Source organism: Salinarimonas chemoclinalis, from assembly GCF_041514305.1.
Taxonomy (GTDB): Bacteria; Pseudomonadota; Alphaproteobacteria; order Rhizobiales; family Beijerinckiaceae; genus Salinarimonas; species Salinarimonas chemoclinalis.
In genome coordinates this window covers 76,852-100,358 of sequence record NZ_JBGMWH010000012.1, presented here as the reverse complement: position 1 = coordinate 100,358, position 23,507 = coordinate 76,852, and the positions used below count along the sequence as shown (strand labels likewise).

Sequence of the window (23,507 nt, the reverse complement as noted above, 5' to 3'; positions counted from 1 at the left end):
TCGGCTCATGCGCGTGCTCGTCGTGGAGGACGATGCCTCCCTCAACCGCCAGATCGTCGCCGCGCTGACCGACGCGGGCTACGTCGTCGACAAGGCCTTCGACGGCGAGGAGGGCCAGTTCCTCGGCGAGACCGAGCCCTACGACTGCGTCATCCTCGACCTCGGCCTGCCCAAGACCGACGGCGTCTCCGTGCTCTCCGCCTGGCGGCGGGAGGGCAAGGTCATGCCGGTGCTCATCCTCACCGCCCGCGACCGCTGGAGCGAGAAGGTCCAGGCCTTCGACGCGGGGGCGGACGACTACGTGACGAAACCCTTCCACGTCGAGGAACTGCTGGCGCGCGTGCGCGCGCTGGTGCGCCGCGCCGCCGGGCACGCCACCTCCGAGATCGTCTGCGGGCGCGTGACGCTCGACACCCGCGCCGGCCGCGTGCTCGTCGACGACATGCCCGTCAAGCTCACGAGCCACGAGTACCGGCTCCTCGCCTACATGATCCACCACAAGGGCCGGATCGTCTCGCGCGCGGAGCTGACGGAGCACCTCTACGACCAGGACTTCGACCGCGATTCCAACACGATCGAGGTCTTCGTCGGGCGCCTGCGCAAGAAGCTCGGCGTCGACGTGATCAAGACCATGCGCGGGCTCGGCTACGTGGTCGAGGAGGGCGCCTGAGGCGCGGGATCGTCATGCGCCTGCGCCTTCCCGAACGCCCGCTCGCCAAGCGCTCGATCGCCGTCCGTCTCGCGGTCTCGGCCCTGTTCTGGAGCGGGGTCATCCTGGTGGGCGCCGGCATCGTGCTGGTGGCGCTCTACCGCGACGCCACCGAGCGCGGCTTCGACAGCCGGCTCCTCGTCCACGCCACGACGCTGGGCTCGCAGGTGGCGACCGGGCGCGAGGCGCTCGTCGCCGGGGATCCGCTGTTCGAGCTGCCCTTCTCCGGCTTCTACTGGCAGGTGGGCGTGCCCGGCGCGTCCCTGCGCGATCTCGACACCTCGCGCTCGCTGGTGGGGGCGATGCTGCCGTGGCTCGACGGGCCGCAGGCCGCGCTCGGCACGGTGCGCACGGGCTACGTCGTCGGGCCGGACGGGCGGTCGCTGCGCGCCGTCGAGCGCACGCTGGCGGCGGGGGAGGGCGCACGCTTCACCGTGCTCGTCGCCGCGCCCGCCGACGAGATCACCGGCGACGTGCGGCGCTTCGCGCTCGCGCTCGCCGCGACCTTCGCCGCGCTCGGGCTGCTGCTGGGGCTCTCGACGCTGCTGCAGATCCGCTTCGGACTGCGGCCGCTCGCGCGCCTGCGCGCCGCCGTCGTCGCGATCCGCCGCGGCGACGCCGAGACGGTGTCGGGCGACTACCCGCACGACATCGCCCCGCTCGCCGGCGAGATCAACCTCTTGATCGGCTCGAACCGCGACATCCTGGAGCGCGCCCGCACACAGGTCGGCAACCTCGCCCACGCCCTGAAGACGCCGCTCTCGGTCCTCGTCAACGAGGCCCGCGCCGGCGGCGGGGCGCTCGCCGAGGTGGTCGAAGCCGAGGCGGAGACCATGCGCCGGCAGATCGGCTACTACCTCGATCGCGCCCGCGCCGCCGCGCAGGTCGGCACGCTCGGCACCGTGACGCCGGTCGCGCCGGTCGCGGCCTCGCTGATGCGCGCCTTCGCCAAGATCCACGCGGCCAAGCGCCTCGATCTCGCGCTCGAGGCGCCCGAGGAGGCGCGCTTCCGCGGCGAGAAGCAGGATCTCGAGGAGATGCTCGGCAACCTCCTCGACAACGCGGCGAAGTGGGCGGCGAGCCGCGTCGTGCTGCGCGCGGAGGCGTCCGGCGACGCGGAGCGCCCGCGGCTCCTGCTGATCGTCGAGGACGACGGGCCGGGCGTGCCGGCGGATCGCCGCGCGGAGATGGTCGAGCGCGGCAAGCGGCTCGACGAGACCGTGCCGGGCTCGGGGCTCGGCCTGTCGATCGTCGCGGACCTCGCGGCGCTGTACCGGGGCTCGCTGACGCTCGGCGAGAGTGCGATGGGTGGGCTGAAGGCGACGCTGGATCTGCCGGGGGATGTCGGATAGGGCGGGGCTAGCCCCTCTCCCGCTCCAGGATCTTCTCCAGCGCCGCCTCCTCCTCCGCCGAGAGGGCGGCGGCGGTCGGCGCGTTCGCCGCGATGCGGCGGCGGCGCAGGGCGAGCGCGAGGCCGGTCGCGCCGGCGATCAAGACCAGCGTCGGGGCCACCCACAGCATGATCGTGTAGGCGTTCACCGGCGGGCGCAGGAGCACGAAGTCGCCGTAGCGGTCGACGACGAACTCCACCACCTGGTCGTTCGAATCGCCGGCCTCGATGCGCTCGCGCACGAGCGTGCGCAGGTCGCGCGCGAGCGGGGCGTCCGAATCGTCGATCGACTGGTTCTGGCAGACGAGGCAGCGCAGGCCCTTCGAGACCTCGCGGGCACGCTCCTCGAGCGCGGGATCGTCGAGGATCTCGTCCGGGCCGAGCGCCATGGCCGGGGCTGCGAGCGCCAGCATCGCGGCGAAGGCGAGGCTCGCGAAAGTCGCTGAGAGGGCGCGCATCGGCCTCACTCCGCGGGGACGGCGGAGGTGGCGCCGCCGGCGGCGGGACGCCTCGTCGGCGATCCGCGCTCGCGCGGCCCGCTCTCGCGCGGTCCGCCCTTGGCGCGCACCGGCGCGCCGACGCGGTAGCGCCGGTCGGTCAGGGCGAGCGCGGCGCCGAGCGCCATGATCACCGATCCGATCCAGATCAGCAGGATCCACGGCTTGTAGTAGAGCCGCACGCCGAGCGAGCCGTCCGGCTGGATCTCGCCGAAGGAGATGTAGACCTGGCTGAAGCCGAAGGTGCGCAGACCCGCCTCGGTGGTCGCCATGCCGCGGGCGGGATAGATGCGCTTCATGGTCTCGAGCCGGCCGACCTCGCGGCCGTCGTGGAGCAGCGTGAAGCGGGCCACGTCCTCGTTGTAGTTGTGGAGCGTGCGCGGGAAGACGCCCTCCAACCGCGCCTCGTACCCGGCGATCGGCTGCACGTCTCCGGGGGTCATCGAAACGATCCGCTCCACCGACCACGCCGTGGCCGCGACGCCGATCACGGTTATGCCGACGCCCGCATGGGCGAGCACGGTGCCCCAGGTCGAGCGAGGCAGGCCGAGCGCGCGCTTCGCGGCGTGGGCGAGCCCGCCCGAGCCGCCCTGCCGGGCGCGGGTCGCCACCTCGTTGAAGGCGCCGAGCACGAGGAAGACTCCGAGTCCGATCCCGAGCGGCGCGAGCACCGGCCCGCCGAACGTCACCGCGTAGACCGCGATCGTCGCCAGGATGGCGAGGCCGGCGGCGACGTAGAGACGGCTCGTGATCCCCGCCACGTCGCCGCGCTTCCAGGCGATCACCTGGCCGAAGGGGAGCAGCAGGAGGAGCGGCACGACGATCGGCAGGAACGTCGCGTTGAAGAAGGGCGCGCCGACCGAGATCTTGGCCCCGGTGAGCGACTCGAGCGCCAGGGGGTAGAGCGTGCCGATGAACACCGTCGCGCAGGCGGTGGTGAGGAAGAGGTTGTTGAGGACGAGCGCGCCCTCGCGCGAGACCGGCGCGAAGATGCCCCCCTGCTTGAGCATCGGCGCGCGCCAGGCGAAGAGCGCCAGCGAGCCGCCGATGAAGAAGATCAGGATGCCCAGGATGAACAGCCCGCGATCGGGATCGACGGCGAAGGCGTGCACGGACGTCAGCACCCCCGAGCGCACCAGGAAGGTGCCGAGCAGCGACAGCGAGAAGGTCAGGATCGCGAGCAGGATCGTCCAGACCTTGAGCGCGTCGCGCTTCTCCATGACGATGGTCGAGTGGATCAGCGCCGTCCCGACGAGCCAGGGCATCAGCGAGGCGTTCTCGACGGGGTCCCAGAACCACCAGCCGCCCCAGCCGAGCTCGTAGTAGGCCCAGTACGAGCCCATGGCGATGCCCAGCGTCAGGAAGCCCCAGGCGGTGAGCGTCCAGGGCCGCACCGCGCGCGCCCACACCGCGTCGATCTTGCCCTCGATCAGCGCCGCCATGGCGAAGGCGAAGGTGATCGAAAAGCCGACATAGCCGATGTATAGCAGCGGCGGGTGGATCGCGAGGCCGGGGTCCTGAAGGAAGGGGTTGAGGTCCTGCCCCTCGAACGGCGCCGGCGACAGGCGCTCGAACGGGTTCGAGGTGATCAGCAGGAAGAGCAGGAAGGCGATGGTGACGAGCCCCTGCATGGCGATCGTGTTCGCCCGCAGCTTCGGCGGCACGGCGTTCCTGGCCACCGCCACGAGCGCGCCGAACAGCGCGAGGATGACGATCCACAGGAGCATCGAGCCCTCGTGGTTCCCCCAAACGCCGGTGAGCTTGTAGATGAACGGCTTCTGCGAGTGCGAGTTCGCGACCACGTTGACGATCGAGAAGTCCGACGTCGCGTACGCGAACGTCAGCACGCCGAACGAGAACAGCACGAGCGCGAAGACGCCGATCGCGGCGGGCGGGCCGACGCTCATCAGCGTCGCGTCGTTCGCCCGCGCGCCCCACAGCGGCACCAGGAACTGGACCACGGAGAGGCCGAGCGCCAGGGCGAGCGCGAAATGTCCGGCTTCGATCAGCATCGCGGCGCGTTCCTCATCATCTCGCGATCGTGGCGAGCGACGGCCCGGGGGCCGTCACTGCGTGGGGGTGGTGCTCGGCAGGTCGCGGGCGGCCGCCGGGCGGACGGCGGGTCCCTCGTGCTGCCAGAGGCCGTTCGCCTTGAGCGCGTCCGCGACCTCGCGAGGCATGTAGTTCTCGTCGTGGCGCGCGAGAACCGTGTCCGCGACGAAGAGCCCCGTGGCGTCGAGACGCCCCTCGGTGACGACACCCTGGCCCTCGCGGAAGAGGTCGGGCAGGAGGCCGCGGTAGCGCACCGTGACCGTTCCCCCGCCGTCCCCCACCGCGAAGGTGGTGACCTGGTCGCCGTGGCGCTCGACCGAGCCGGCCTCGACGAGGCCGCCGAGCCGGAAGCGCACGCCGGGCTCGACGCCTTCGCTCACCACCTGCGAGGGGGCGCGGAAGAACACGATCGTGTCGCTCATCGCCCACAGGACGAGGCCGAGCGCGATCGCCAGCGTCGCGCCGGCGGCGGCGATCATCGTCAGGCGGCGTTGCTTCCTCGTCATACCGTTCCCCACTCCCGCTACCCGCACGAGCGCGCTACCGCCTCGGCCCGGCCGCGCCGAGGCCCATCTCCGCGGCCGCCGCGTCGAGCGTGGCGACGGCGGCCGGATCACCGGCAAGCGCCTCGCGCGCCTCTGCGAGCGCCACCTGCGCGCGATCCCGATCGCCCATCACGGCGTAGGAGCGCAGCAGCCGCACCCACTCGTCCGGGCTTCCGCCGTCCTCCTTCAAGCGTGCCGCGAGGCCTTCCACCATGCCGCCGATCGCCGCAAGGCGATCCGCCTCGGGCAGCGCAGCGAGCGCGGCGCCGGCCTCCGAGCCGGGAGCGGCGGCGAAGGGCGCGCGCCGCTCCATCGGCGCGCCGCCCACCGCGACGAGGCGCTCGCCGACGACGTCGAGCCAGGGCGCGCCGGGGGGCGAGCGGCGCACGATCTCCTCGTAGGCGGCGCGGGCGCCGGCGAGGTCGCCCTCCTGCTCCGCCGCCTGCGCGAGGTAGAAGCGCGCCTTGGGCTGGTTCTCGTCGAGGGCGAGCGCCTGCTCGAAGGCCTCGCGGGCGCGCACCTTCACGACGCCGCCCTCGGCGTTGACGAGGGCCTCGCCGAGGTTGGCGAGGCGTGCCGGGTCGGGGCCGAGGAGCCGCAGCGCGTTCGCCCAGGCCCGCGCGGCGTCGTCGAAGCGGCCCTCGCGCATGTAGACCGGCCCGAGCACGTCCCAGCCGCGCCCGTCGTCCGGGTCCTGCGCGAGGTGCGTCTCGATTCGCGCCACCGCCTCGGCGATGTCGAGGTTGCGGGGGTCGATCGTCTGCTCGAGCCGCGCGGAGAGCGGCTGGGCCGGCAGGTGCGGCGAGCCGTAGGCGCCGTAGACCGCGAGCGCGAGGAGCGGCACGGAGGAGAGCGCCACGGCCGAGGCCGCACGGCGCCGGCGCAGCGCCGGCTCGTCCACGGTCTCCTGCGGCGCGGCGGCCTGCGCCGTCGCGCGGATCAGCCGGCGAGCCGCCTCGGCCTTCGCCGAGCGCATCTCCTCGGCCGTGATCAGGCCGCGCCCGTGGTCGCGCTCGATCTCGGTGATCTGGTCCTCGTAGAACAGCCGCTCGCTCTCGGCGGCGTCCGCCGTCTCGGCCGCCTTGCGGCGCGACAGGGGCACGAGCACCGCCAGCACGGCGGCGCCCGTCATCAACGCGAAGAGGATCCAGATCGTCATGGGCCGGAATGTACAGCGTGGACCGTGGCGGCACGATGCTAGCGTTCGGCGACACGGTGTCACGCACGGGCAAATACGCACGAAAAAGGGGCTGCGAGAGCCCCTTTCCCAGGCATCGCGGTGCTTCGACGGGTGATCGGCGTCAGCCGACGATCTCCCACGAGCCGTCCGGCTGGCGGCACGCCGTGCCGTAGGCCTGCTGCGGGCGCCCGCCGATGTAGACCGTGTTCTGGTACTCGCGGCAGTACCGGCCGCTGCGCTGCACCGGCTCGAAGGCGATCACCTCGCCGTAGGCCTGATCGCCCTGCCAGCGCACCGGCTGGCCGGGGGGCGCCGCGAAGGCCTGGCGCTGGGCGTTGAAGAGACGCTGCTGGTCGGCGGCGTCGAGGTTGGCGCCGATCTGGCCGCCGATCAGGCCGCCGATCGCGGCGCCGGCGAGGCCGGCCGCGATGCGCTCGCCGGGGCCGCCGCCGATCTGCGAGCCGACGATGCCGCCGATCAGCGCGCCGGAGAAGCCGCCGACCTGCTGGTTCGGGCCGGCGCCGGCGCAGGCGCCGAGTGTGAGGGTCGCGGCGAAAGCGCCCGCGAGCGCGATTCTGGAGGTCTTCATGGAGGGGCTCGACTCGTTGGGTTCGTTGATCCCGAACTGCAGAGCCCGATAAAGCGGCAACAAGATGAACGAGCGGTGAATGTCTGCGGAATCGTGTCCCATCGGGGCGCGCTCCCTTACGAAAATGTCATGAGCGCGTGATGGCCACGAAAGCTCGGCCGCGCCATCTTGCCCAGTGGAAGAGCGAGACCTCCGAAGGGATGCCCGTCACCATGCGCGTGATCCGGACGAACGAAACCCGCCGCGCCCGCCTGCGGGCCGGCCTCCTCGCCGCCGCCGCCCTCGCCGCCGTCGCGGGCGCGGGAGCCGTCGGCGGCGGCATGCTGCCCCCGCCCCCGGCGCAGGCGGATCCGCTCACCCTCGAGCGGCCCCTCGTCATGCCCTCCTTCGCCGACGTGGTCGAGCGCGTGCGCCCCGCCGTCGTGTCGGTGCGGGTGCGCGCGCAGGCGGTCGCGGTGCGCGGCCCCGAGGGCTTCGGCGGCCGGCAGCTGCCGGATCTGGCACCGGGCGATCCGCTCTACGAGTTCTTCCGCCGCTTCGGAGAGGGCGACCCGCGCCAGCGCCGGGGCGGCCCGCCGCCGGAGCGCTTCGCGGCGTCGCAGGGCTCGGGCTTCTTCGTGTCCGCGGACGGCTTCCTCGTCACCAACAACCACGTCGTCGAGGACGCGATCGAGGTCGAGGTGCTGATGGACGACGGGCGCACCTTCGATGCGCGCGTGGTCGGCACCGACCCGCGCACCGACCTCGCCCTGGTGAAGGTGGATGGCGACGGGGAGGTCTTCCCCTACGTCGAATTCGCCCCCGACCGCTCGCGCATCGGCGACTGGGTCGTGGCGATCGGCAACCCCTTCGGCCTGGGCGGCACGGTGACGGCGGGCATCGTCTCGGCGGAGGCGCGCGACATCGGCGCGGGCCCCTACGACGAGTTCATGCAGATCGACGCGCCGATCAACCGCGGCAATTCCGGCGGCCCGACCTTCAACCTCGCCGGCCAGGTCGTGGGGGTGAACACCGCGATCTTCTCGCCGTCGGGCGGCAACGTCGGCATCGCCTTCGCCATCCCGGCGCACGTGGCGCAGAGCGTGACGACCCAGCTGCGCGCGGACGGCGTCGTCACCCGCGGCTTCCTCGGCGTGCAGGTCCAGGCGGTGACGCCGGAGATCGCCGAGGCGATCGGGCTCGCGCGCGTGCGCGGCGCGCTGATCGCCCAGCCGCAGCCGAACACGCCGGCCGCCGACGCGGGGCTGCGCTCGGGCGACGTGATCCTCGCGGTGGACGGTGAGGCCATCGGCGACCACCGCGACCTCACCCGCCGCATCGCCGGGATCGCACCCGGCACGCGGGTGGCGATCACGATCTTCCGCAAGGGCCGCGAGTCCGACCTCGACGTGCGCATCGGCCGGCTGGGGACGTGACCTGCCCTCTCCCCTCTCCCGGACGGGAGAGGGGCCGGGGGTGAGGGTGCGCCGTTCGAGGCGATGCCTCCTTCGCATCGCGCGCACCAACGTCGGGCCGCCGCGAGCGGAGCGGGGGGCCCGCGCGCCGCCCTCACTCACCGCAGGCCGTGTTCCCTCACCCCTGCCCCTCTCCCATCCGGGAGAGGGGTTCCTTATCTCGTTGGGACCATGAAGATCCTCATCGTCGAAGACGACCGCGAGGCCGCAGCCTACCTCGCCAAGGGCCTGCGCGAGGCGGGGCACGCCGTCGACCACGCCGAGACCGGCCTCGACGGGTACGCGCTCGCCGAGAGCGGGGACTACGACATCCTCGTCGTCGACCGCATGCTGCCCAAGCTCGACGGGCTCTCACTCATCCGCTCCCTGCGCGAGCAGGGCGTGGCGACGCCGGTGCTGATCCTCTCCGCGCTCGGGCAGGTGGACGACCGGGTCAAGGGCCTGCGGGCCGGGGGCGACGACTACCTGCCCAAGCCCTACGCCTTCTCCGAGCTGCTCGCACGCGTCGAGGTGCTGGCGCGCCGCGGCGCGGCCCCCGCCTCGGCGGAGCCGACGAGCTACGCGGTCGCCGACCTCGAGCTCGACCGGCTGTCGCGGCGGGTGACCCGCGCCGGCCGTGAGATCGAGCTGCAGCCCCGCGAGTTCCGCCTGCTCGAGTACCTGATGCGCAACGCGGGGCGGGTCGTCACCCGCACGATGCTGCTCGAGCACGTCTGGGACTACCATTTCGATCCGCAGACCAACGTCATCGACGTCCACGTCTCGCGGCTGCGCGCCAAGATCGACAAGGGCTTCGAGACCGCGCTGATCCAGACCGTGCGCGGCGCGGGCTACCGCCTGCGCGGAGCCGGCGAGTGAGCGGGCTCGGCAAGCTCCTGTCGACGACGGCCTTCCGTCTGTCGCTGTTCTACCTCGGCGTCTTCGCGCTCTCGATCGTGCTCGCGCTCGGCTACGTCGCCTGGAGCGCCGAGCGGATCACGACGCGCGGCATGGTCGAGACCATCGAGGCCGAGATCGCCGACCTCGAGCAGGTCTGGCGCCGCGGCGGGCTGCGCCGGCTCGCGGGCGCGGTGGAGCGCCGGGCGCAGGCGCCGGGCGCCTCCGTCTACCTGTTCACGACCCCGCAGGGCCAGCGCATCACCGGCAACGTCGTCTCGGTCTCGCCGGGCACGCTCGACAGCCCCGGCCAGCGCACGATCGACTACGCCCGGCTGGTCGCCGAGGACGAAGGCGAGGTCGCCGTGCACCGCGCGCTGGTGCGGGTCTTCGTCCTGCCCGGCGGCTTCCGCCTGCTGGTGGGGCGCGACATGGGCGAGCGCGACCGCATCGTCGAGGCGATCTGGGGCGCGTTCGGCTGGTCCGTCCTCGTGCTCGTGGTGCTCGGCTTCGTCGGCGGCTGGCTCGTCTCGAAGCGCGTGCTCGGCCGCATCGAGGCGATGACGGCGACGACGAAGACGATCATGGCGGGCGACCTCTCCGGACGCCTCGGCGTCTCGGGCTCGGGCGACGAGCTCGACCGGCTGGCGGAGAGCCTCAACGCCATGCTCGAGCGCATCGGCGAGCTGATGGAGGGGATGCGGCAGGTCTCCGACAACATCGCGCACGACCTGAAATCCCCGCTCGCGCGCCTGCGCGCCCGCGCGGACGAGGCGCTGCGGATCGCCGACGGCCCCGAGGCCCTGCGTGCGGCGCTGGAGCGCACGATCGAGGAGAGCGACGACCTAATCCGCGTCTTCGACGCGCTCCTGATGATCGCGCGGCTCGAGGCCGGCAACGCGCGGGAGATGCGCGCGCCGATCGATGCCGCCGAGATCGCGCGGGGCGTCGGCGAACTCTACGAGGCGGTCGCCGAGGAGGCGGGCGTGGCGCTCGAGACCGACATCGCCGACGCGCTCCCGCTCGAGGGGTCCCGCGAGCTCCTCGGCCAGGCGCTGGCGAACCTCCTCGACAACGCGCTCAAGTACGCCGGCGACGCGGCCCCCGGCGCCTCCGTGACTCTCATGGCCCGGCGCGAGGGCGACGCCGTGCTGATCGCCGTGCGCGACCGCGGCCCAGGCATCCCGGAGGCCGAGCGCGCGCGGGTGCTCGAGCGCTTCGTGCGGCTGGAGACGGCCCGCACGCGCCCCGGCTTCGGCCTCGGCCTCTCGCTCGTCGCGGCCGTGGCGCGGCTGCACGGGGGCGTGCTGCGGCTCGAGGACGCCGGGCCGGGCCTGCGCGCGGTGTTGGTCCTGCCCGCCGCCGGCGCGGCTCAGAAGGACGCCTCGACGAGGATGGCGGTGGCATCGTCCGAGCGCTTGAAGCGCGGGTAGAGGCGCCCCGTGGGGTCGATCTCCGTCTCGATCGTGCGCAGCTGCCCGCCGAGCGTCGCGAGGCCGTCGGAACAGGCCCGCTCCATCAGCCCCGCGACGTCCATCGCGCCGTAGAGTTCGACGAGCGCGGAGAAGCCGTCGGTGGCGAGCAGCACCTGCGCCGTGCCGTCGAGCGCGACCGAGCCACGCTCGGCCTGCGCCACCGCGTCGGGATGCAGGCCGAAGATCGCCGGCGCGGCGGCGACCTGGGCGCGCTTGCGGCGCTCGGCGTCGGCGAGGTAGGCGGGACTCTCGCGCATCGCTTCGATGTCGAGGCCCGTCTCGCGCAGGAGCCGCTCGGCGTGCGCGCTCTCGGCTCGGCGCAGGCCCGGCGCCTCGCCCAGCGTGTAGACCGAGCCCGCGGCGTCGCGGACATAGGCGATGGTGTCGGCGAGGGTGAGCGTCTCGACGGCGCCCGGCCGCGCGTGCGCGAGCGTCAGCGCGGCGGCGGGCCACGTGTGGCGCTCCATCCGCTCGGCGCGGCCGCTCGCCTCGACGCGCCCGAGGAAGAGCGCGCGCGCCTCCTCCACGACGGAGAGCACCAGCCGCGCCGCGTCCTTCGCCTGTGGCGCCAGCGTGGCGAAGCGCTCGCTCGCGAAGGCGACGAGCCAGGCCGCGTCGGAGGGCGCGTCCATGATCGGCTCGGTGCCGGGCAGGATCGCCCCGTCGATCGCCCAGGCGAAATCCCCCGCCGCCCCGCAGGCGTCCTCGTTGGGGCGCTCGGGGGAGCCGGGGAGCGAGAGGCTGTCGCGGACGACGAAGGGCATGGGGCAGGGCTCCGGGGGGCGCGTCGAGGCCGAGGCGGCCGGAGTGTGGCACGGCGAGCGGCCGTGGTCGACGCCCCCGGCCATTTCGGCTAAGCGGGAGGAAACCGCACTCTTCCCGCTCAGTCTCCATCCCCGGGACCGGACGATGCTCGACGCCGACTTCCTCTGGGCCGCGTTCGTCACGCTGCTCGTCACGCTCGACCCGCCGGGCCTCGCACCGATCTTCCTGTCGGTGACGAGCGGGATGACGAAGGAGCAGCGCCGCGGGGTCTCCGTGCGCGCATGCCTGATCGCCTTCGCGATCCTGCTGTTCTTCGGCTTCGGCGGGGAATTGCTGCTGCAGGCGCTCGGCGTCGGGCTCCCCGCCTTCCGGATCGCGGGCGGGATCCTCCTGTTCTACATCGCCTTCGAGATGATCTTCGGCGGGCGCTCGGAGCGCAAGCGCGAGACAGCGCAGTCGGCGATCACCCTCGACCACGTGCGCAACGTGGCCGCCTTTCCGCTGGCGATCCCGCTGATGGCGGGGCCGGGCGCGATCACCGCGGTGATCCTGCTCGCGGGTCGCGCGGCGGGCGAGCCCGAGATGCAGGCGGCGCTCGTGGGCGTCATCGCGGTGGGGGTGGCCACCTGCTTCCTCGCCTTCCTCGTCGCCGAGCGCGTGGCGAAGCTGCTCGGCGTCACCGGCAACATCGTCCTCACGCGCCTCCTCGGCGTGATCCTCGCCGCGCTGGCGGTGCAGTTCGCGGTGGACGGGATCGGGAGCCTCGTCGCCGGCTGATCAGCAGCGTCCACGCCCGTCCTGGAAGTAGACGCCCCGGTTGAAGCGGTAGCGCACGTTCAGGATCTCCGAGCCGCCGTCGAAGGAATGGTTGCGCTGGATCGTGACGAAGCGCGGCGGGCGCTGGCCGTACTCGATGCAGTAGGAGCCCACCACGCTGAGGATCTGCTTCCAGCCGAGCCAGCGGCGATTGACGAAGACGAAGGTCTCGCAGCCGACCTGCGGGCAGTGCATCGACTGGCGACCGTGGCAGTCGAACCGGTTCTCGTCGAGGATGGCGTCCGGACGGCCGTTGCCGGTGAGGTCGATGCGCTCGATCGCCATCATCGGGTCGCCCGGGTTGCCGCCCGCGCGCCGGCAGGCGTCGACCATCTGGAGCGCCTTCGTCTGGATCAGGTCGGGCAGGCTCTCGAGCCGGGCCTCGGCCGGGCCGGCGGAGAGGAGGGCGCACGCGAGGAGGCCCGGCGCCAGGAGCGCCGCCGCGAGGAGGCTCGTGAGGGGCCGATGCGTGCGCATGGCACAGGCTGCGCACGCATCGGTTAAGCCGGGGTGAACGCCGGCGCGCGCCGCCTCAGCCGCGGGTCAGGTCCCCGAGCAGGCTCGCCGCCACCGTGAGCTTCGACAGCGTCAGCCCCGAGGAGACGATGCCGTCCACCGCCCCGCGGATGCGCGTCACGTCCGGGCGGCTGGCGCACCACGCCTCGACCGCATCGCGGCCCGATCCCTGCTCGCGGGCGATCTCCGCCGTGAGCCGCCGATGCGCGTCCGCGACGCCCGAGAGCGCGCGCTCCAGGGCCAGGCGGTCGTAGTAGTCGGAGATCGACACCGCGCGCCCCTGCGCGGCCAGCGCGCCGAGCCGGAAGGTCTCGTCGAGCGCAAAGTAGGTCGCCGCCACGTCGCGGATGGAGCGGCCGGCGTCGCCGGCGATGAGCACGATGTCGGGCGCCGCGACCAGGATCGGCAGCGCCGCGAGCCGGCGCGCGAGCGCCTCGGGCACCGCCTGGGCGGTCAGCGCGCCGGTGCGCTCCAGCCACAGCGCCTGCGCCGCGTCGGGCAGGCAGTCCTCCAGCGCGTCCTCGACCGCGACGACGCCCTCGCGGAAGCGCCCGATGATGGCGTCGAGCGGCTCGAGATCGAGGTCGACGTTGCGGATGAACCAGCCGATGCGGTTCATCGCCAGCTCCTCGAGCTCCGCGTAGAGCGAGAGCTGGAGCGCGCCGGCGATCTCGGTGTCGAGCGCGTCGACGCCGGCGTTGAGGGCGACGAGGCCGAAGGCGTCGCGCGCGGCGGCGTAGGCGGCGGCGATGGTCGGCGCGTCCGCGCCCGTCGCGTCCGCGAGGCGGGCGATCACGGTCGGGCCGCCGCGGTTGACGATGGCGTTCGAGAGCTGCGTGGAGATGATCTCGCGGCGCAGCCTGTGCGACTGGATCGCGTCGGCGAAGCGCTCCTGGAGCGCGGCGGGGAAGTAGCGGTCGAGCTCGCGGCCGAGATAGGGGTCGTCCGGCACGTTGCTCGCGAGCAGCTGGTCGTAGAGCTGGAGCTTGGCGTAGGCGAGGAGCACCGCGAGTTCGGGCCGCGTCAGGCCCTCGCCGGCCTCGGCGCGGGCGGTCAGCGCCGCGTCGTCTGGCAGCTGCTCGACGGTGCGATCGAGCCGGCCCTCGTGCTCGAGGCCCTGCATCAGGCGGCGCACGAAGCCGACGTCGCCCGCCCCGCGCCGCTCGGCCAGCGAGAGCGAGAGCGTCTGGAGGTAGTTGTTGCGCAGGACGAGGCCCGCGACGTCCTCCGTCATCTCCGCGAGCAGCGCATTTCGCGCGTCCGGCGTCAGGCGGCCGTCGCGCAGCGGCGTGTCGAGCGCGATCTTGATGTTGACCTCGACGTCCGACGTGTTCACGCCCGCCGAGTTGTCGATCGCGTCGGTGTTGAGGCGCACGCCCCGACGTGCGGCCTCGATGCGGCCGAGCTGGGTGACGCCGAGGTTCGCGCCCTCGCCGATCACCCGCGCGCGCAGCTCGGCGCCGCCGACGCGGATCGCGTCGTTGGCGCGGTCGCCCACCTGATCGTCGCTCTCGCCCGTGGCGCGGATGTAGGTACCGATGCCGCCGAACCAGAGCAGGTCGACGCGCATCCTCAGGATCGCGCGCATCAGCTCGAAGGGCGTCGCCGTCTTCTGGTCGAGACCGAGGAGCGCGCGCATGGCGTCCGTGAGCGGGATCGCCTTGAGGCTGCGCGAGAACACGCCGCCGCCGGGCGAGATCAGGCGCGCGTCGTAGTCCGCCCACGACGAGCGGCCCATGGCGAACAGCCGCTCGCGCTCGGCGAAGGAGGCCTCCGGATCGGGGTCGGGGTCGATGAAGACGTCCCGGTGGTCGAAGGCGGCGACGAGCTTGATGGCGCGCGACAGCAGCATGCCGTTGCCGAACACGTCGCCCGACATGTCGCCGACACCCGCCACCGTCACGGGCTCGCTCTGGACGTCGACGTCCATCTCGCGGAAGTGGCGCTTCACCGCCTCCCAGGCGCCCCGCGCCGTGATGCCCATGCCCTTGTGGTCGTAGCCGTTGGAGCCCCCCGAGGCGAAGGCGTCGCCGAGCCAGTGGCCCCGCGCGAGCGAGAGGGCGTTCGCGGTGTCGGAGAAGGTGGCGGTGCCCTTGTCGGCGGCCACCACGAGATAGGGGTCGTCACCGTCGTGGCGAACCGTGTCGGGCGGCGGGCGGACGTCGTCGCCGACGATGTTGTCGGTGAGCTCGAGGAGCGTGTCGATGAACACCTCGTAGCTCGCCCGCCCCTCCTCGAACCAGGCCTGCCGGTCGTCGGCCATGGGCGGCAGCCGCTTGGGCACGAAGCCGCCCTTCGCGCCCACCGGCACGATGACGGCGTTCTTGACCTGCTGCGCCTTGACCAGGCCGAGCACCTCGGTGCGGAAGTCCTGCGGTCTGTCCGACCAGCGCAGGCCCCCGCGCGCCACCTTGCCGAAGCGCAGGTGTACGCCTTCGACGCGGGGCGAGTAGACGAACACCTCGTAGAGCGGCCGCGGCAGCGGCATCGCCTCGACCTTCGCGCATTCGATCTTGAAGGCGATGGTGCGCCGCGGCTGGCCGTTGGGCTCGATCTGGAAGTAGTTCGTGCGCAGCATGGCCTCGACGAGGTTGACGAGGCGGCGCAGGATCCGGTCGTCGTCGAGGCTCTGGACCTCCGCGAGCATCTCCTCGATGCGCGCGCGCACCTCGGCCTCCGCCTCCTCCCGCGGGCGTCGGTCGGAGACGCGCGGGTCGAAGCGGGCGTAGAAGTAGTCGACGATCGCGGCCGCGATCGCCGGATGGCGGGCCAGCGTGGTCGCCAGGTAGTCCTGCCCGTAGGCGATGCGGACCTGGCGCAGGTAGCGCGCCAGAGCCCGGATCATGGCGACGTCGCGCCAGCCGAGTTCCGCCTCCAGCACGAGCTTGTTGAAGCCGTCCGATTCGGCGAAGCCGCGGAACAGCGCGAGCAGCGCCGCCTCGATCGTCTTCTCGATCCGCTCGATCGTGATCGGCCCGCCGGCGGCGCGGGTCAGCGTCATGTCGTGCAGCCAGACGCGATCGCCGTCCGCCGCGCCGGCGGGGACGACGCGATAGGTCCGCTCGTTGATCACGTGGAAGCCGAGATTCTCCAGCAGCGGCACGCGTTCCGAGAGCGGCAGGCCTGCGCCGCGGGAGAAGACCTTGAGGTTCACCCGTGTGTTCGGGTCGCCTTCGCGGCGGTAGAGGTCGACGGCCCGCGGGCGGTCGGCCGAGATGCGCTCGACGACGAGGATGTCGCGGATCGCCTCGCGGGCGGAGAAGGCCTCGCGGTAGGCCGCGCTGAAGGCGTCGGCGTAGCGCGCGCCGAGCATGCGCGCCCGCGGGCCGCCGATCTCCTCGCGCAGGACGTCGCGCAGGGCGTCGCCCCAGGTCCGCACGATGGCGCCGACGCCGTCCTCCAGCTGCGCGCGGGAGACGTCGGGCGTCGCGCCCTCCTCGCGGCCGATGATGTAGTGCGTGCGCGCGAGCGGCCCCTCCGGATAGGCGGGGTAGGCGGCCGAGACGCGGCCCTGGTAGACGCCGGCGAGGAACTCGCCGACCTTGCGGCGCACCTGCGTGTCGTAGCGATCCTTGGGGATGAACACGAGCAGCGAGACGAAGCGGTCGAACTCGTCGGGCCGCGCCAGCACGCGCACGCGCGGGCGGTCCGACAGGTTCATGATCTCGAGCGCGAACTCGTAGAGCGTCTCCTCGCCGATCTGGAAGAGCTCGTCGCGCGGGTAGTTCTCGAGCACGTTGATCAGCGCGCGCCCGGCGTGGCTCTGCGGGTCGAACTCGGCGCGCGCGAGCACTTTCTCGCGCTTGAGGCGCAGCACCGGCACGTCGTCGGTCGATTCCGTATAGGCGCTGGCCGTGAACAGGCCCACGACGCGCAGCTCGCCGGCGACCTCCCCCGCGTCGGAGAACAGCTTGATGCCCACGTAGTCGAGGTGCGCGCGGCGGTGGACGCGCGACTTCACGTTCGCCTTCGTCGTGATCAGCGCCGACGGCTTCTCCAGGAAGGCGCGGATCTCCGGCGTCATGGCGACGAGTTCGCGCCCGCGCCGCAGCACCTTGACGTCGGGATCGCGCAGGATCCCGAGGCCCGATCCCTCGATCGCCGCCGCAGCGACGTCTCCGTCGGGGAAGCCGTACTCGCGCATGCCGATGAGAGTGAAGTTGTCCGCGGCGATCCAGTCGAGGAAGGCGAGCGCCTCCTCGGTCTCCTGGGGGGGCAGGGGAGGGGGCGTCTCGCGGTAGCGACGGATCGCGTCGGCGAGGCGCTCGCGCATCGCCCCCCAGTCCGTCACCGCCACGGCGACGTCGGCGTGGACGCGCTCGAGCCCCGCGCGCAGGCGCTCGCGGGCCTCCTCGTCGAGCCGGTCGAGGTGGATGTGGATCAGGCTCTCGCGGATCGCGCCCGGCGGCGTCGCCCCGCGGGCGGGGCCGATCAGCTCGGTCAGGCGCCCCGACTCGTCGCGGCGGACGGTCAGGATCGGGTGGGCCACGAGGCGCGGCTCGTGGCCCTGGTCGACGATCTCGGCGAGCGTCGAATCGAGCAGGAACGGCATGTCGTCGTTGACGACCTCGACGAGCGTCAGCTCGCGTCCCGGGGCGGCGCCGTCGCCGGCGAGTTCGCGATCGACGACGAGGAGGTCGTGGCGCGCGGCGCCGGGTGCGAAGGCGCGCGGCGCGCGCAAGTGGTCGTAGGCCGCGTTGGCGAGCTCGGCGAGCTCGGCGGGAGCGTAGCGGTCGAGGTCCTCGCGGGGCGTGCAGCCGAAGAGGTCGTCGACCACCCGCGGGGGCGCCCGGCGGCTGCGCTCCTCCTCGAGCGCGGCCATCGCCGCCGCGATCGTGCCGCCCCCGTCCCCGTCCTCGATCCGGTCCATGACGCCTCTCCTCGGGTCGCGCGCCGCCCCGGCGGACGGCGCACGACGTCGCGGCAAGGCTTGGCATAGCCCGCCTCCCGCTGCAACAATTCGCCGCGCATCAACGCGCCAGCGCCGGGAGAGTGTCATGAGCGAGCCGAAACCGGGATCGAAGCAGCCTCTCAGGGAGCCGGAGGCGGGGCCCACGGCGCTGGATCTGCCGGCGGGCGCGCTCTCGCCGGAGATGCGCGGCTACCTCGACAAGTGCGCGGAGAAGATCGGCTTCGTACCCAACGTGCTCGCCGCCTACGCCCACGACGACGCCAAGCTCTCGGCCTTCGCCGCCTTCTACAACGGGCTGATGCTGGCGCCGTCGGGCCTCACCAAGCTCGAGCGCGAGATGATCGCGGTCGTGGTCTCGGCGGCGAACCGTTGCTTCTACTGTGTCACCGCCCACGGCGCGGCCGTGCGCCAGCTCTCCGGCGACCCGGTGCTCGGGGACACGCTCGGCGTGAACTGGCGCGCGGCCCGGCTCGCGCCCCGCCACGTCGCCATGCTCGCCTTCGCCGAGAAGGTCGCCCTCGCCTCGTCCTCAATCGCGGAGGTCGACCGGCAGGCGCTGCGCGACGAAGGGTTCACCGACGTCGACGTCTGGGACGTGGCGGCGGTGGCGTCCTTCTTCGCCATGTCGAACCGCCTCGCCTCGGCGACCGACATGCGCCCCAACGCGGAATACCACGTCATGGCCCGCTGAGGGCGTCGTCATGGCCCGCGGAGGGCGTCCTTGCGCCTCCCGCCGCCGGCACCCACATGGAGGGCATGCGCGGGCGGCGGCTTTTCGCAGTGGAACGGCCGCCGCGACCGTGCTAGACGCGGCGCTCATCGCAAGACGTGACGAGCGGCCCGCCGGGCGCGGGGCCGCTCGAGGCTGTTTCAATGCAAACCGTTCTGATCATCGTCCACCTCATCATCGTGCTGGCGCTCGTCGGCGTCGTGCTGCTGCAGCGCTCCGAGGGCGGTGGCCTCGGCATGGGCGGCGGCTCGTCGGGGGGCGGCGGCGGCTTCATGACCGGCCGCGGCCAGGCGAGCGTGCTCACCCGCACGACCGCCGTGCTCGCCGGGCTGTTCTTCGCCACCAGCCTCGGGCTCGCGGTCCTCGCGGGCATCGACCGCGCCCCGACCTCGGTGATCGACACGCTGCCCTTCGGCGTGCCGACCGACCAGCCGTCCGCCCCCGGCGCGCCGCTGCCCGGTCCCGGCGTGCTCGAGCAGCTCGACCGGATGCAGGGCGGCGCCCCGGCGGGGCCCGAGGTCCCGCAGTCGCGCTGACGCGCCGCCGCGGTCGCGCCCCATCGCGGCCGCGACCCGCTCGCATGTGGATGATCACGGCCGGACTCGATTCGCCGCTTGCGAATCGAGGGCGCCGTCATGAAGGTGAAGGTCCATGACGCGGTACGTTTTCATCACCGGCGGCGTGGTGTCATCGCTCGGCAAGGGGCTCGCCTCGGCGGCCCTCGGGGCGGTGCTGCAGGCGCGCGGCTACAGGGTCCGCCTGCGCAAGCTCGACCCCTACCTCAACGTCGACCCGGGGACGATGAGCCCCTACCAGCACGGCGAGGTCTTCGTCACCGACGACGGCGCCGAGACGGACCTCGACCTCGGCCACTACGAGCGCTTCACCGGCGTGCCCGCGACGAAGCAGGACAACATCACCACGGGTCGCATCTACCAGGACATCATCGCCAAGGAGCGGCGCGGGGACTATCTCGGCGCGACGATCCAGGTGATCCCGCACGTGACGAACGCCATCAAGGACTTCGTGCTCACCGGCAACGAGGGCTACGACTTCGTCCTCGTGGAAATCGGCGGCACGGTCGGCGACATCGAGGGCCTGCCCTTCTTCGAGGCGATCCGCCAGCTCGGCAACGAGCTGCCGCGCGGCCACGCCATCTACATCCACCTGACACTCCTGCCCTTCATCCCCTCCGCCGGCGAGCTCAAGACGAAGCCGACGCAGCACTCCGTCGCCGAACTGCGCTCCATCGGCATCCAGCCGGACATCCTGCTCTGCCGCTGCGACCGGCCGATTCCGCGCGAGGAGCGGCGCAAGCTCGCGCTCTTCTGCAACGTGCGCGAGACGGCGGTGATCGAGGCGCGCGACGTGCCGTCGATCTACGAGGTGCCGCTCTCCTATCACGCGGAGGGGCTCGATACCGAGGTGCTCGCCGCCTTCGGAATCGACGACGCGCCCGAGCCGGACCTCGCCACCTGGGAGGACATCGTCGAGCGGGTGAAGAACCCCGAGGGCGAGGTGACGATCGCCATCGTCGGCAAGTACACGGGGCTCAAGGACGCCTACAAGTCCCTGATCGAGGCGCTCAACCACGGCGGCATCGCTAATCGGGTGAAGGTCAACCTCGAGTGGATCGAGAGCGAGATCTTCGAGCAGTCCGATCCGGCGCCCTACCTGGAGAACGTCAACGGCATCCTCGTTCCCGGCGGCTTCGGCCAGCGGGGCTCCGAGGGCAAGATCCAGGCGGTGCGCTTCGCGCGCGAGCGCAAGATCCCCTATTTCGGCATCTGCTTCGGCATGCAAATGGCCTGCATCGAGACCGCGCGCTCGCTCGCGGGGATCGACCGGGCCGGCTCGACCGAGTTCGGCCGGACCGACGAGCCCGTCGTCGGCCTGATGACCGAGTGGATGCGCGGCAACGAGCTCGAGCGCCGCGCCGCGGCCGGCGACCTGGGCGGGACGATGCGGCTCGGCGCCTACGCGGCGACGCTCAGCGCCGGCTGCCGCGTCTCGGAGATCTACGGCGCGACCGAGATCGAGGAGCGCCACCGCCACCGCTACGAGGTCAACATGGCCTATCGCGAGCGGCTGGAGGAGGCGGGGCTCATGGTCTGCGGCGTCTCGCCGGACGGGCTCCTGCCGGAGATCGTGGAGCGCGCCGACCACCCCTGGTTCGTGGGCGTCCAGTTCCACCCGGAGCTGAAGTCCCGCCCCTTCGAGCCCCACCCGCTCTTCCGCAGCTTCATCGAGGCGGCGTTGGTGCAATCTCGGCTGGTTTGATCTCCTCGGTGCGGAGCCCATCGGCGGCTTGACGGCGCGCCGGGTGGTCGCGTATGACACGTCGCATGGCGCCCCCGCTCACACGCCACGTCCTCGCTCGGCTGCGACGATCGCTCGTCGCGCTCGTCGCGCTGGCGTTGGCGTCGTCCGGCTTCGCGCACGTGCCGACGGGCGTGGGCGGCGGGCATTCCGCGCACCATGCGGCGTACGCGGACGTGCTTCCGGAGGCGCTCGCGACCCTCTGTCACGGCATCGCGGAGCACGCTCTCGCCGCCGCCGACGGCGGCCCGTCGGGCGCGGATGCGGGGTGGGTCCCGTGCCCGTTCTGCCTCCTGGCCAAGGCGGCGGCGCTCCCCGCGACGCTGCCGTCGCTCGTCGTCCATGCCCGGCGCGCGCCGCGGCCGGTCGTTCCGCGGCGCCGACGCGCCCGCGCGATGTCTCCGCGCCGCGCGCACCGAAGCCGCGCTCCGCCCCGTATCTCGGTCGCCTGACGAGACCCACGTCCAACCGATCGAGAGACTTTCGACATGAAGACCATCCACCCCGTCCTCGCGGGCGGCGCCCTCGCGCTCGCTTGCCTCCTCGCGCCTTCCGTCGCCTCCGCACACGCCACCCTCGAGGTGCGGGAAGCCCGTGCCGGCTCGACCTACAAGGCCGTCCTGCGCGTCCCGCACGGCTGCGACGGCGAGGCGACGCGCGTGCTGCGCGTGCGCATCCCCGAGGGCATGATCTCGGTGAAGCCGATGCCGAAGGCCGGCTGGGAGCTCGAGATCGTCACCGGACCGCTCGCGCGCCCCTACACGTCCCACGGCACCGAGGTGACTGAGGGCGTCGTCGAGCTGATCTGGCGCGGCGAGCTCCTCGACGCGCACTATGACGAGTTCGTCTTCCGCGGCCGTCTGACGGACGCGTTCCCCGCGGGGACGACCATCCACTTCCCGACCGTGCAGGAGTGCGACAACGGGGCCGAGCGCTGGATCGAGATCCCCGCCGAGGGCCGGGGCGCCGGCGACCTGCGCTATCCGGCGCCGGCCCTGCGCATCGTCGAATGACGCGCCACCGCCCCCCGTCCACCGCGGGCGGGGGGCTCCGCCCGCCCGCGGCGCCGCGTATCGCCGCGCTCCGCCTAGCGCTCCTGCTCGCGCTGCTCGTCGGACTCGTCTCCGGGCTGGTCGGCGAGGCGCGCGCGCACGCGCGGCTCCAGGCGGCGGAGCCCGCGCGCGACGCCGTGCTCGAGGCGGCGCCCGAGGCCGTGCGGCTCGTCTTCAACGAGCCGGTCGCGCCGCTCTCGGTGCGCTGGATAACGCCCGACGGTGCGAGCCGGGAGGCGGCGTCGCGCGTCGAGGGAGCCGTGCTCGTGATCGAGCCTCCCGGCGACCTCGCCGCGGGAACGCACCTCGTCGCCTGGCGTGTCGTCTCGGCCGACGGCCACCCCGTCGGCGGGACGCACGTCTTCTCCATCGGCGCGCCGAGCGCAGCACAGGCGCCCGAGGCGACCGCCGGCGCGACCGCCGGCGCGGCGGCTCTCGGCCGCTTCCTGCTCACGCTCGCCCTCGCGCTCGGGGTCGGCGGCGCGGGCTATGCCGTCCTCGTCGAGCGCGGCCGGGTGCCGCGGGCGGCGCTGCGCGTCGCCCGCGCCGCCGCGCTCGCCACGCTTCCGGCGGCGCTCGTCGCGACGCTGCTCCACGGTGCCGACCTCGTCGCCGCGGCTCCACCGGCGCTCGTGTCCGGCCGGGACCTCGCCGCCGCCTGGGAGGCGGGCGTGACGAGCGCCTTCGGGCGCAGCGCGCTCGCCGCGATCGCAGCGGGGCTCCTCGCGGCGCTCGCGCTCGGCGCATCGCGGCTCGCCGCCTATCCGGCCGTCGGGGCGCTCGCGCTCGCGGGGGCGTCCTACGCGCTCTTCGGCCATGCGGCGACCGCGCCGCCGCGGGCGCTGGCGGCGGCGGCCGTCGCCCTGCATGCTCTGCTCGGGCTCCTGTGGGTCGGCGCGCTTCCGGTGCTGCTGGCGATCCTCGTCGATCGCCGCGCCGAGGCGGCGGCTGCGCTGGCGCGCTTCTCGACGGTCGCGCTCGTTCCCGCTCTCGTGCTGGTCGCGACGGGCGCGATGCTGACCGTCCTCCAGGTCGCTCCCGCGCCGGAGGCGCTCGGGGCGGGCGCCTATGTGCCGCTGCTCGCGGCCAAGGTGGCGCTCGTGGCCGGCATGCTCGCACTCGCCTTCGTCAATCGCACGCGACTCGCGCCGGCGCTCGCCCACGGCCGTCCCCGGGCGCATGGTCGCCTGCGGGCGTCGCTGCGCGCGGAGGTCGTGCTCGGCGTCGCGGCTCTCGCGCTCGTCTCGTCGCTTCGCGCCACGCCGCCGCCGCGGGCGATGGCGCAGGCCCCGGTGGCCGATGCGCGCATCGAGCTGCACCTGCACGGGCGCCTCGCCATGGCGCAGGTCTCGGTGATCCCGGGGCGCGCCGGCGCGAACCGCTTCGAGCTCGCCCTCGCCGACGCGGATTTCGCGCCGCTCGTGCCGCTGGAGGTGACCGTCGCCCTGGCGCGGCCCGACATCGGCATCGAGCGGGTCGAGGCGCGCGCCGTGCGCGCGGGGGAGGCGTTCGTGGTCGAGGCGCTCGCGCTCCCCGTCGCGGGGTCCTGGGACCTGCGCGTCGAGGTGCTCGTCACCGACTTCGACCGCGAGGTGCTCGGCGGCACGCTCGTGCTGGAGTGACGTTCGCG

General features: G+C 73.1%; 19 protein-coding genes. 11 read left to right on the top strand and 8 right to left on the bottom strand.

From position 1 onward, the window contains the following. Positions 1-7: 7 nt before the first annotated feature. Both AB9M23_RS16980 and AB9M23_RS16975 read left to right on the top strand, forming a co-directional pair. Entirely contained in the window at positions 8-670 is a 663-nt protein-coding gene (locus AB9M23_RS16980; RefSeq protein ID WP_029030132.1) for a response regulator transcription factor, read from the top strand. Positions 671-684: 14 nt separating this feature from the next. Further along, positions 685-2,061 carry an ATP-binding protein gene (locus AB9M23_RS16975; RefSeq protein ID WP_372425758.1) on the top strand — a complete coding sequence of 459 codons (1,377 nt, stop codon included), beginning with the start codon at positions 685-687 and terminating at the stop codon, positions 2,059-2,061. A 7-nt stretch (positions 2,062-2,068) separates the two neighbouring features. Here AB9M23_RS16975 and AB9M23_RS16970 read toward each other — a convergent pair whose 3' ends face one another. From AB9M23_RS16970 to AB9M23_RS16950, 5 genes are all read right to left on the bottom strand, one after another. Continuing rightward, entirely contained in the window at positions 2,069-2,557 is a 489-nt protein-coding gene (locus AB9M23_RS16970) for a cytochrome c-type biogenesis protein (protein ID WP_372425757.1), read from the bottom strand. Between the two features lie 5 nt (positions 2,558-2,562). Next, positions 2,563-4,608 carry a heme lyase CcmF/NrfE family subunit gene (locus AB9M23_RS16965; protein WP_372425756.1) on the bottom strand — a complete coding sequence of 682 codons (2,046 nt, stop codon included), beginning with the start codon at positions 4,606-4,608 and terminating at the stop codon, positions 2,563-2,565. 54 nt (positions 4,609-4,662) lie between these two features. Next, a complete protein-coding gene (gene ccmE, locus AB9M23_RS16960) occupies positions 4,663-5,154 on the bottom strand; it encodes a cytochrome c maturation protein CcmE (RefSeq protein ID WP_372425755.1) in 492 nt (163 codons plus the stop codon). A 34-nt stretch (positions 5,155-5,188) separates the two neighbouring features. Next, entirely contained in the window at positions 5,189-6,352 is a 1,164-nt protein-coding gene (gene ccmI, locus AB9M23_RS16955) for a c-type cytochrome biogenesis protein CcmI (RefSeq protein WP_372425754.1), read from the bottom strand. A gap of 142 nt (positions 6,353-6,494) precedes the next feature. Further along, a complete protein-coding gene (locus AB9M23_RS16950) occupies positions 6,495-6,962 on the bottom strand; it encodes an RT0821/Lpp0805 family surface protein (protein WP_372425753.1) in 468 nt (155 codons plus the stop codon). 200 nt (positions 6,963-7,162) lie between these two features. On the opposite strand from AB9M23_RS16950, the gene AB9M23_RS16945 reads away from it, so the two are divergent. The 3 genes from AB9M23_RS16945 (at position 7,163) to AB9M23_RS16935 (ending at position 10,725) form a co-directional block, all read left to right on the top strand. Then, positions 7,163-8,377, top strand: a complete 1,215-nt coding sequence (locus tag AB9M23_RS16945) for a trypsin-like peptidase domain-containing protein (protein ID WP_372425752.1) — start codon at positions 7,163-7,165, stop codon at positions 8,375-8,377. A 210-nt stretch (positions 8,378-8,587) separates the two neighbouring features. Beyond that, on the top strand, positions 8,588-9,274 hold the full coding sequence (locus AB9M23_RS16940) for a winged helix-turn-helix domain-containing protein (RefSeq protein ID WP_372425751.1): 687 nt from the start codon (positions 8,588-8,590) through the stop codon (positions 9,272-9,274). Next, a complete protein-coding gene (locus AB9M23_RS16935; protein WP_372425750.1) occupies positions 9,271-10,725 on the top strand; it encodes a HAMP domain-containing sensor histidine kinase in 1,455 nt (484 codons plus the stop codon). The genes AB9M23_RS16940 and AB9M23_RS16935 overlap by 4 nt, the downstream gene beginning before the upstream one ends. Here AB9M23_RS16935 and AB9M23_RS16930 read toward each other — a convergent pair. After that, positions 10,665-11,531, bottom strand: a complete 867-nt coding sequence (locus AB9M23_RS16930; protein ID WP_372425749.1) for a hypothetical protein — start codon at positions 11,529-11,531, stop codon at positions 10,665-10,667. The genes AB9M23_RS16935 and AB9M23_RS16930 overlap by 61 nt on opposite strands. Before the next feature lie 145 nt (positions 11,532-11,676). Here AB9M23_RS16930 and AB9M23_RS16925 point away from each other — a divergent pair, with 145 nt between their 5' ends. After that, positions 11,677-12,309: a MarC family protein gene (locus tag AB9M23_RS16925; RefSeq protein WP_372425747.1), complete on the top strand. Its 633-nt coding sequence runs from the start codon at positions 11,677-11,679 to the stop codon at positions 12,307-12,309. On the opposite strand, the gene AB9M23_RS16920 is transcribed toward AB9M23_RS16925, so the two are convergent. Beyond that, positions 12,310-12,825, bottom strand: coding sequence for a hypothetical protein (locus AB9M23_RS16920; RefSeq protein WP_372425746.1), 516 nt, complete (start codon positions 12,823-12,825; stop codon positions 12,310-12,312). Positions 12,826-12,880: 55 nt separating this feature from the next. Continuing rightward, complete coding sequence (locus tag AB9M23_RS16915) at positions 12,881-17,734, bottom strand: NAD-glutamate dehydrogenase (RefSeq protein ID WP_372425745.1); 4,854 nt, start codon at positions 17,732-17,734, stop codon at positions 12,881-12,883. Between the two features lie 127 nt (positions 17,735-17,861). Between AB9M23_RS16915 and AB9M23_RS16910 the strand changes: the two genes are divergently transcribed. The 5 genes from AB9M23_RS16910 to AB9M23_RS16890 all read left to right on the top strand — a co-directional run bounded on the left by AB9M23_RS16910 (position 17,862) and on the right by AB9M23_RS16890 (position 23,499). Further along, entirely contained in the window at positions 17,862-18,467 is a 606-nt protein-coding gene (locus AB9M23_RS16910; protein ID WP_372425744.1) for a peroxidase-related enzyme, read from the top strand. 182 nt (positions 18,468-18,649) lie between these two features. Then, positions 18,650-19,042, top strand: a complete 393-nt coding sequence (gene secG, locus AB9M23_RS16905) for a preprotein translocase subunit SecG (RefSeq protein WP_372425743.1) — start codon at positions 18,650-18,652, stop codon at positions 19,040-19,042. Positions 19,043-19,157: 115 nt separating this feature from the next. After that, entirely contained in the window at positions 19,158-20,786 is a 1,629-nt protein-coding gene (pyrG, locus tag AB9M23_RS16900) for a CTP synthase (protein WP_372425742.1), read from the top strand. Positions 20,787-21,313: 527 nt separating this feature from the next. Beyond that, the gene (locus AB9M23_RS16895; RefSeq protein WP_372425741.1) at positions 21,314-21,838 is read left to right on the top strand and encodes a YcnI family copper-binding membrane protein; all 525 of its coding nucleotides are present in this window, start codon (positions 21,314-21,316) and stop codon (positions 21,836-21,838) included. After that, a complete protein-coding gene (locus tag AB9M23_RS16890; protein WP_372425739.1) occupies positions 21,835-23,499 on the top strand; it encodes a copper resistance CopC/CopD family protein in 1,665 nt (554 codons plus the stop codon). The genes AB9M23_RS16895 and AB9M23_RS16890 overlap by 4 nt, the downstream gene beginning before the upstream one ends. Positions 23,500-23,507 lie beyond the last annotated feature (8 nt).

Excerpts from the sequence above, each read along its gene's own strand:
- AB9M23_RS16975 (WP_372425758.1), top strand. The coding sequence starts at position 685 with ATGCGCCTGCGCCTTCCCGAACGCCCGCTCGCCAAGCGCTCGATCGCC.
- AB9M23_RS16940 (WP_372425751.1), top strand. The coding sequence starts at position 8,588 with ATGAAGATCCTCATCGTCGAAGACGACCGCGAGGCCGCAGCCTACCTC.
- AB9M23_RS16910 (WP_372425744.1), top strand. The coding sequence starts at position 17,862 with ATGAGCGAGCCGAAACCGGGATCGAAGCAGCCTCTCAGGGAGCCGGAG.
- AB9M23_RS16915 (WP_372425745.1), bottom strand. The coding sequence starts at position 17,734 with ATGGACCGGATCGAGGACGGGGACGGGGGCGGCACGATCGCGGCGGCG.
- secG (WP_372425743.1), top strand. The coding sequence starts at position 18,650 with ATGCAAACCGTTCTGATCATCGTCCACCTCATCATCGTGCTGGCGCTC.
- AB9M23_RS16945 (WP_372425752.1), top strand. The coding sequence starts at position 7,163 with ATGCCCGTCACCATGCGCGTGATCCGGACGAACGAAACCCGCCGCGCC.
- AB9M23_RS16920 (WP_372425746.1), bottom strand. The coding sequence starts at position 12,825 with ATGCGCACGCATCGGCCCCTCACGAGCCTCCTCGCGGCGGCGCTCCTG.
- AB9M23_RS16895 (WP_372425741.1), top strand. The coding sequence starts at position 21,314 with ATGAAGACCATCCACCCCGTCCTCGCGGGCGGCGCCCTCGCGCTCGCT.
- AB9M23_RS16930 (WP_372425749.1), bottom strand. The coding sequence starts at position 11,531 with ATGCCCTTCGTCGTCCGCGACAGCCTCTCGCTCCCCGGCTCCCCCGAG.
- AB9M23_RS16890 (WP_372425739.1), top strand. The coding sequence starts at position 21,835 with ATGACGCGCCACCGCCCCCCGTCCACCGCGGGCGGGGGGCTCCGCCCG.
- AB9M23_RS16980 (WP_029030132.1), top strand. The coding sequence starts at position 8 with ATGCGCGTGCTCGTCGTGGAGGACGATGCCTCCCTCAACCGCCAGATC.
- pyrG (WP_372425742.1), top strand. The coding sequence starts at position 19,158 with ATGACGCGGTACGTTTTCATCACCGGCGGCGTGGTGTCATCGCTCGGC.
- ccmI (WP_372425754.1), bottom strand. The coding sequence starts at position 6,352 with ATGACGATCTGGATCCTCTTCGCGTTGATGACGGGCGCCGCCGTGCTG.
- AB9M23_RS16950 (WP_372425753.1), bottom strand. The coding sequence starts at position 6,962 with ATGAAGACCTCCAGAATCGCGCTCGCGGGCGCTTTCGCCGCGACCCTC.
- AB9M23_RS16970 (WP_372425757.1), bottom strand. The coding sequence starts at position 2,557 with ATGCGCGCCCTCTCAGCGACTTTCGCGAGCCTCGCCTTCGCCGCGATG.
- ccmE (WP_372425755.1), bottom strand. The coding sequence starts at position 5,154 with ATGACGAGGAAGCAACGCCGCCTGACGATGATCGCCGCCGCCGGCGCG.
- AB9M23_RS16965 (WP_372425756.1), bottom strand. The coding sequence starts at position 4,608 with ATGCTGATCGAAGCCGGACATTTCGCGCTCGCCCTGGCGCTCGGCCTC.
- AB9M23_RS16925 (WP_372425747.1), top strand. The coding sequence starts at position 11,677 with ATGCTCGACGCCGACTTCCTCTGGGCCGCGTTCGTCACGCTGCTCGTC.